8 protein-coding genes are annotated in these 7,713 nt (G+C 64.2%); all 8 read left to right on the top strand.

Annotated features, from left to right (window positions below):
* The coding region (locus VK519_RS00790; protein ID WP_324346727.1) for a S46 family peptidase at positions 1 to 727 on the top strand (727 nt) is incomplete at its 5' end.
* A gap of 30 nt (positions 728 to 757) precedes the next feature.
* Positions 758 to 1,708: a tRNA (adenosine(37)-N6)-dimethylallyltransferase MiaA gene (gene miaA, locus VK519_RS00795; protein ID WP_324346729.1), complete on the top strand. Its 951-nt coding sequence runs from the start codon at positions 758 to 760 to the stop codon at positions 1,706 to 1,708.
* Between the two features lie 117 nt (positions 1,709 to 1,825).
* Complete coding sequence (hfq, locus tag VK519_RS00800; RefSeq protein ID WP_250623905.1) at positions 1,826 to 2,092, top strand: RNA chaperone Hfq; 267 nt, start codon at positions 1,826 to 1,828, stop codon at positions 2,090 to 2,092.
* A gap of 70 nt (positions 2,093 to 2,162) precedes the next feature.
* Positions 2,163 to 3,473 (top strand): ribosome rescue GTPase HflX, encoded by a 1,311-nt coding sequence (hflX, locus tag VK519_RS00805; RefSeq protein ID WP_324346732.1) that lies wholly within the window; start codon positions 2,163 to 2,165, stop codon positions 3,471 to 3,473.
* An 83-nt stretch (positions 3,474 to 3,556) separates the two neighbouring features.
* Positions 3,557 to 4,699, top strand: coding sequence for an FtsH protease activity modulator HflK (hflK, locus tag VK519_RS00810; protein WP_324346734.1), 1,143 nt, complete (start codon positions 3,557 to 3,559; stop codon positions 4,697 to 4,699).
* Positions 4,696 to 5,565, top strand: a complete 870-nt coding sequence (hflC, locus tag VK519_RS00815; protein WP_324346736.1) for a protease modulator HflC — start codon at positions 4,696 to 4,698, stop codon at positions 5,563 to 5,565. The genes hflK and hflC overlap by 4 nt, the downstream gene beginning before the upstream one ends.
* Positions 5,566 to 5,622: 57 nt before the next feature.
* On the top strand, positions 5,623 to 6,933 hold the full coding sequence (locus tag VK519_RS00820; RefSeq protein ID WP_324346738.1) for an adenylosuccinate synthase: 1,311 nt from the start codon (positions 5,623 to 5,625) through the stop codon (positions 6,931 to 6,933).
* An 88-nt stretch (positions 6,934 to 7,021) separates the two neighbouring features.
* Positions 7,022 to 7,713: AAA family ATPase (locus VK519_RS00825; protein WP_324346740.1), on the top strand; the 692-nt coding region annotated here is incomplete at its 3' end.

Raw genomic sequence — 7,713 nt, forward strand, 5'->3', positions numbered from 1 at the left:
GACCCTGAAAACAGCCATGGACAAGATATATGGCGCCACCAAGCTGGGTGACGAAGCCACGCGCTTGAAGTGGTTTGACGCGGCACCGGGCGAGGTGGCCGGCGCCGACGACGCCTTGCTGGTGCTCGCACGCGCCCTGCGCCCGGCTTTGCTGCGCATGGACGATGAGCGCAAGGCGCGCGAGGGCGATCTGATGCGCTTGCGGCCGGCTTACATGCATGCCTTGATCGCTTACCGGCAATCGCAGGGCAAGGCGGTGTATCCGGACGCCAATGGCACCTTGCGCGTGAGCTACGGCAAGGTGACACCGCTCAAGGCACGCGACGCGGTGACCTATGCACCCCTGACCACCGTCGAAGGCATCGTGGAAAAGAACACCGGAAAAATTCCCTTCGATGCACCCGCGCCGTTGCTGGCGGCGATCGGCAAGCGTGACTTCGGAAGCTACGCGGACACAAAGCTCGGCAGCCTGCCGGTCGATTTCCTCTCCAACCTCGATACCACCGGCGGCAACTCGGGCTCCCCTGTACTCAATGCCCGCGGTGAGCTGGTGGGGCTGAACTTCGACAGCAACTGGGAAGCGGTCAGCGCCAGCTGGATGTACGACCCACGCTACAAGCGGGCGATCCACGTGGACATGCGCTATATGCGCTGGCTGATGGACAAGGTGTACCCGTCACATGCATTGCTGGAGGAGCTTGGCGTGCCGGCAAGCAAGGGGCACTAACCACGCAGCTTCACCGCTACCATGCCGCGCATGCCCAGCCATTCACACCCTCCTGCCATATTCCTGATGGGCCCGACCGCCTCGGGCAAGACGGCGCTGGCGTGCACTCTGGCCGATCAATTCCCGGTCGAACTGGTCAGCGTGGACTCGGCGCTGGTGTACCGGGGCATGGATATCGGTACGGCGAAACCCAATCCGGACACGCTCGCGCGATACCCGCATGCGCTGGTCGACATCCGCGATCCTGCCCAACCCTATTCGGCCGCCGACTTCGCTGCCGACGCGCTGATCGTGATGAAGGCGATCTCCGCGCGCGGCAACATCCCCTTGTTGGTCGGTGGCACCGGGCTGTACTTCCGCGCCTTGCACGAGGGGCTTTCCAACCTGCCGGAAGCCGACCCCGATGTGCGGGCCCGCCTGGCGACCGAGGCCAAAGAGGTAGGCTGGGCCGCGATGCACCGGCGGCTGGCGGGTCTTGACCCCATCGCCGGCGAGCGGATCAAGCCCGGCGACGCCCAGCGCATCCAGCGGGCGCTGGAAGTGATCGAGCTCACCGGCCGCCCCCTGAGCGAACAGCAGCAATCCACGCGATCGCCCTTTGGCTGGCGGGTCCTGAAGCTCGCGCTGGTGCCCTCCGACCGCGGTCCCCTGGCCGAACGCATCGCCGTGCGCTTCGACCAGATGCTCGCCGACGGCTTCCTCGACGAAGTCGGCAGGCTCCGGGCGCGGGGTGACCTGCACCCGGATCTGCCCGCCATCCGCGCCGTGGGCTACCGCCAGGCATGGGAGCACCTGGACGGCTCAACGTCCTTGCCTGAGTTCCGCGACCGGGGCGTGTTTGCCACCCGCCAGCTGGCCAAACGGCAGCGGACCTGGCTCCGGGCCCAGCTCGATGCCCGGGTTTTCGACCCGGATCGCCCCGGCCTTGCGGCATCGGTGACCGCCGCTACCCGGCTTTTCATCCCACTTTCGGGGGCGTGACGCAGACCGCTTTCTAACGCCATTTAAAAGCAGTTAAGATTCCAAACACTTGGGGCCGGGGCGCCGGAAGGCGTCTTTTTTACCCGGTCCTGTCGGTTGGCGAGGGGAGAAGAAAAAATGTCCAAAGGGCAATCGTTGCAAGACCCGTTCCTGAATACCATGCGCCGTGAGCGAGTCCCGGTGGCCATCTACCTGGTCAATGGCATCAAGTTGCAGGGCACCATCGAGTCGTTCGACCAGTTTGCGGTGATGTTGCGCAACCAGGTTTGCCAGATGGTCTACAAGCATGCCATCTCCACCGTCGTACCCAGCCGCAACGTGCGGGTGGGCGGCCATGAGAACCATGCCGAGGGTGGCGTGGCCGGGATCGAAGCGGACGCTTGATACTGGCCCTGTCCGCCTACACCAAGGGAGGCTACGGGACGATCCGTAGCCTCCAGGCGGAACAACCTTAGTGTTCGATAGAAAAAAGAAAGGCGAACGGGCGTTGCTGGTGCTACCGCATTCGCGCGCCATGGGCGACGGCGTTCGCCGTGGGGAAGAGTTCGCCGAACTGGTCCGCTCGGCTGGTGCCGAAGTGCTGGGCCACGTGGCCGCACGGGTGGAAGATCCCAATCCACGGTATTACATCGGCACCGGCAAGGCCGACGAGGTCGCCGAGGCCGTCCGCGCCCTGGAAGCGGACGTGGTGCTGGTGGACCACATCCTTACCCCCGTCCAGGAACGCAACCTGGAAAAACATCTCTCCGTGCGCGTGGTCGACCGCGCCGGGCTGATCCTGGACATCTTCGCCCAGCGCGCCCGCTCGCATGAAGGCAAGCTGGAGGTGGAACTGGCCCAGTTGAAGCACCTGGCTACGCGCCTGGTCCGTGGCTGGACGCATCTGGATAGCCAGCGCGGTGGTGCCATCGGCCTGCGCGGCCCGGGCGAAACCCAGCTGGAAACCGACCGCCGCCTGCTGGGCGAGCGGGTGAAGATGCTGACCAAACGCCTGGAAAAAGTGCAGACCCAGCGCACCCAGCAGCGCCGCTCGCGCCTGCGCAACACGGTGCCGCGGGTGGCCCTGGTGGGTTACACCAACGCGGGCAAGTCCACCCTGTTCAACGCCCTCACCACCGGTGGCGTGTACGCGGCGGACCTCCTGTTCGCCACGCTCGATCCTACCGTGCGCAAGGTGGACGACCTCTCCTGCGGTCCGGCGGTGCTTGCCGATACGGTCGGCTTCATCCGGGAACTGCCGCACGACCTGGTCGCGGCCTTCCGCGCCACCCTGGCCGAGGCTCGCGACGCGGACCTCCTGCTGCATGTCAGCGACGCCGCCGACGAGGAACGCGAGCTTCTCCGGCGGGTGGTCAACGGCGTGCTGGAGGAAATCGGCGCAGGCGACGTGCCGCAACTGACCATCATGAACAAGATCGACCTGGCTGGCCTGCCGGCCCGGGTCGATCGCGATGCCGACGGCAAGCCCTCCCGGGTTTGGCTGTCGGCCGCCACGGGCGAGGGCCTGGACGGCCTGCGGACAGTGCTGGGTGAGCTCCTGGGCGGTGAAAGAGTCCATGCCACGGTGTCGTTGTCATTGGGTGCCGGCCGGCTGCACGCCCGGCTGAAGGCCGCCGGGGCGATCACCGCCGAGCGCATCGACGATTCAGGCTGGCACCTGGACCTCGACGCCCCGCGCAGCGTCCTGGCTCCCCTGGCCGGTGGCGACGAACATGCCGCGCCGCTGCGGCAACTGCTCGAAGCGGAAGTCCCCGTCGAGGCCTGAAATCCCCGCCACCGCGGGCCAAGTGCCGGTCTTATCTGGTAAGATTGACCCCGTTTGCGTTCTTAAAATGGAGTATGCCGCCCATGGCATGGAACGAACCCGGCAACGGCCAGAAGGATCCCTGGAACCGCCAGCGGGCCAGCGGTCGCAAGACCGACATCGATGGCCTGATCAAGAACCTCAAATCGCGCTTCGGCCGGCTGGGTAACAGCGGCGGTATCGTCACCGTGGTGCTGGCCATCCTGCTGGCCTGGCTGCTGCTGTCCAGTTACGTCATCGTCGGCGCGCGCGAAGTAGGCGTGGTGCTGCGTTTTGGCGAGTTCTCGCGGATGCTGGCCCCGGGATTCCACCTGAAGCTTCCGCGGCCGTTCGAGACAGTCACCCGCGTGCAGACCACCCAGGTGCAGTCGGTGTCGGTCAACGCCCGCATGCTCACCAGCGACGAAAACATCATCACGGTGGACTTCAACGTCCAGTTCCAGGTGTCCGACGCACGCAAATTCCTCTTCTCGCTGGGCGAGCCGCCGGCCGATACGCTCCGCCTGGCGGCCGAAGCCGCCGTGCGCTCGGTGGTGGGTGCCAACGACATGGACAACATCCTGACGAGCCCCGGCGACCTGCCCGCCGCCGCCGGCACGGCCGCCGCGCCGGCCACCGCCACCGCCACCGCCACGATCGAGCCGAAAACGCGCGAAACCCTGCAGCAACAGATTCGCTCGGCACTACAGAAAACCCTCGACAGCTACGACTCGGGCCTGGTAGTCAACGACATCAGCTTCCAGAACGTGGCCCCACCGGCGGAGGTGAAGGACGCCTTCGACGACGTCAACGCCGCGCGTGAAGACAAACAGCGCAGCGAGAACGAGGCCCGCACCTATGCCAATGGCGTGCTGCCCGACGCCCGCGCCCAGGCTGCGCGCGTGGCAGCGCTCGCCGAAGGCTATCGCGCCGAGCGCGTTGCCCGGTCCACGGGCGACACCACGCAGTTCAACCAGTTGTTGAAGGAATACCGGGCGGCGCCAGGCGTCACGCGTCGCCGCCTGTACCTGGAAACCATGGAGCAGGTGATGGCCAACAACGCCAAGGTGGTGGACGGCAGCAATGGCAAGAACATCATCAACCTGCCGACCGAGCGTGCCCCGGGCACGGGGCGGTCGTTGACGGGCGTGGTGCAGTCGGCGGCCAGCGCCGTGGATGCCAATCCCGCGCAGGAGGCCAAGCCATGAAAATCGTCTACGCCTTCGTCGGCCTGGTGGTGCTGCTGCTGGGCCTGAACAGTGCCTTCGTGGTCAGCGAGGGCCAGAGCGCCCTGTTGCTCCAGTTCGGCCGCATCATTCGTGCCGACTACGCCCCCGGCCTGCACTTCAAGCTGCCCGTGGTGCAGCAGGTGGTGTTGCTGGACAACCGCATCCTCAATCTCGATGCCCAGCCGGAGCGCTATTTCACCTCCGAGAAGAAAAGCATCAACGTCGACTTCTACGTGAAGTGGCGGATCGCCGATAACGCGGCCTATTACCGCGCCACGGCCGGCGAGCAGCTGCAGGCCGCACAACGTCTGATCCCGATCGTCAAGGATGCCTTGCGCTTCGAGTTCAACTCCCGTCCGCTGCAGGCGGTGGTGGCCAATGGCCGCGATGACATCACCAACCGTGTGCGCAGCCAGACTGACGCTGCGACACGCCGCAGCCTGGGCATCGAAGTGGTGGACGTGCGCATCAAGCGCATTGAACTGCCCGATGAGGTAAGCGACTCGGTGTACAAGCGCATGCGCGCCGAGCGCCAGCAGCTGGCCCAGGACCTGCGCTCGCGCGGCAGGGAAGCGGGCGAGCGCATCCGCGCCGATGCCGATCGCCAGAGGGCGGTGCTGCTGGCCGACGCCGAACGCGAGGCCGCCACGGTGCGTGGCGATGGCGACGCCCAGGCGGCGGCGATCTATGCGCAAGCGTACGGCCAGGATCCGGACTTCTTCGATTTCTACCGTAGCCTGCAGGCGTACCGCACCTCGTTCCTGGACGGGAAAGGCGTGCTGGTGTTGAAGCCTGAGTCGGATTTCCTGCGGTACTTCAATAATGGTGAAGCCAAGGCGCGCTGATCACCAGCGCACAGGCGGCACCGGAAAGTTTTCTATTTCTTTGCGAGCAAGAGAGCCATGGGCAAATCAGTAGTCATCCTCGGTGCCCAGTGGGGCGACGAAGGCAAGGGCAAGATCGTCGACCTTCTCACCGAACGCGTGGCCGCGGTGGCCCGTTTCCAGGGCGGCCATAACGCCGGCCATACCCTGGTGATCAAGGGCAAGAAGACGGTGCTGCACCTGATCCCGTCGGGCATCCTGCGTGACGACGCGCTCTGCCTGATCGGCAACGGCGTGGTTCTGTCGCCGGCCGCGCTGATGAGCGAGATCGCCGAACTCGAAGCCCAGGGCGTGGACGTTCGCCCGCGCCTGAAGATCTCGCCGGCCACGCCGCTGATCATGCCGTACCACATTGCCCTGGATAAGGCCCGCGAGATCGCCTCCGGCGCCAAGGCCATCGGCACCACTGGCCGCGGCATCGGTCCGGCCTACGAAGACAAGGTCGCCCGCCGTTCGATCCGCGTGGCGGACCTCATGTATCCCCACGAGCTGCCCGAGAAACTCAAGGCCGCCGTGGAGTACTACAACTTCGTGCTTACCCAATGGCTGAAGGCCGATCCCGTCGACTACCAGACGGTGCTCGATGAAGCCCTGACCTGGGGCGAGTACCTGCGCCCGATGATCGACGACGTCGCCACCATCCTGCACGACGTGCGCCGCGACGGCGGCAACATCCTGTTCGAAGGCGCGCAGGGCGCGCTGCTGGACATCGACCATGGCACGTATCCCTACGTCACCTCGTCCAACACCACCATCGGTGGTGCGCTGGCCGGTACCGGCGTGGGCGCCGCCGACATCGACTACGTGCTGGGCATCTGCAAGGCCTATGCGACGCGCGTGGGCAGCGGTCCGTTCCCCACGGAACTCAATGATGAAATGGGCGAGCGCCTGCGCAAGGTCGGCAACGAATTCGGCGCCAGCACCGGCCGTCCGCGCCGCTGCGGCTGGATCGATCTGGTCGCCCTGAAGCGTGCCGTGCAGATCAACGGCATCAACGGCCTGGCCATCACCAAGCTCGACGTGCTCGACGGGCTGGAATCCATCCGCGTCTGCATTGCCTATGAATACCGCGGCAAGCGCCGCGAGCTGGCGCCGCTGGATGCCGACGGCTGGGACGAGTGCAAGCCGGTGTACCTTGACTTCCCCGGCTGGGAAGAATCCACCGCCGGCATCCGCGACTGGAACAAGCTTCCCGCCGCGGCGCGTGCTTACCTGCGTGCGGTGGAAGAACTCTCCGGTTGCCGCCTGGCACTAGTCGCCACCGGTGCCGATCGCGACGACACCATCGTGCTGGACGACCCGTTCGCCGAGCGCGTGGGTAATTGCTGATAGCTTAAGATCGCTGATGCTGCGATTCTTGGCAGTGTGGGGATCGCTTGCCGGGCTCCCCTGGGCCCGGCTTTAGTTCAGGCGTTCGTTGAAGCGGTTCATTGGCTTTACGCATATCGACGAGGACCGAATGTCAAAGGTAAGTTCGCTCACCGTCTCTGGGTATAAATCAATTCGATTGCTCAAGGACTTCAAGCTCAACGACTTGAACGTCCTTATCGGTGCCAACGGCGCTGGCAAGAGCAATTTCATCGGGCTGTTCAAGCTGCTCAATGAGATGTACGAACAACGCTTGCAGCTATATGTTCAGAAGCAAGGTGGCCCCGATGCCATGTTGCATTTCGGCCGCAAGACCTCCGACAAGGTTCATGCTGAGTTCTATTTTGCGCATAACGGGTACAAGTTTGACCTTGCGCCAACGAGCGACAATAGATTGATTTTTGAGCAGGAGGAAAGCTGGTTCGGCGGTTATTACTACAAGACGAATGCCAGTGCTTTGCTCGGATCAGGTCAGGCTGAAGCGAAACTTAGAAGCGCTACCGACAACTATTCGGCCTTTGTTAGAGATGCGGTAAAAAGTTGGCGTGTGTACCATTTTCATGACACGAGCGAATCCGCGAAGGTCAAGCAGGTTCACGCAACAAACGACAACCTTACACTCAAGCCAGACGCATCCAATCTTGCTGCTTACTTGCAAATGCTTAGATCCAGGCATGGTGATGCGTATCGTCGAATCATCGACACGATTCAGCTTGTTGCTCCTTTCTTTGGGGATTTCGT

This window comes from Pinirhizobacter sp. (assembly GCF_035317885.1).
Taxonomy (GTDB): Bacteria; Pseudomonadota; Gammaproteobacteria; order Xanthomonadales; family Rhodanobacteraceae; genus Pinirhizobacter.

Coding starts and splice junctions, on each gene's coding strand:
- miaA (WP_324346729.1), top strand. CDS start 758: ATGCCCAGCCATTCACACCCTCCTGCCATATTCCTGATGGGCCCGACC.
- hfq (WP_250623905.1), top strand. CDS start 1,826: ATGTCCAAAGGGCAATCGTTGCAAGACCCGTTCCTGAATACCATGCGC.
- hflK (WP_324346734.1), top strand. CDS start 3,557: ATGGCATGGAACGAACCCGGCAACGGCCAGAAGGATCCCTGGAACCGC.
- hflC (WP_324346736.1), top strand. CDS start 4,696: ATGAAAATCGTCTACGCCTTCGTCGGCCTGGTGGTGCTGCTGCTGGGC.
- VK519_RS00820 (WP_324346738.1), top strand. CDS start 5,623: ATGGGCAAATCAGTAGTCATCCTCGGTGCCCAGTGGGGCGACGAAGGC.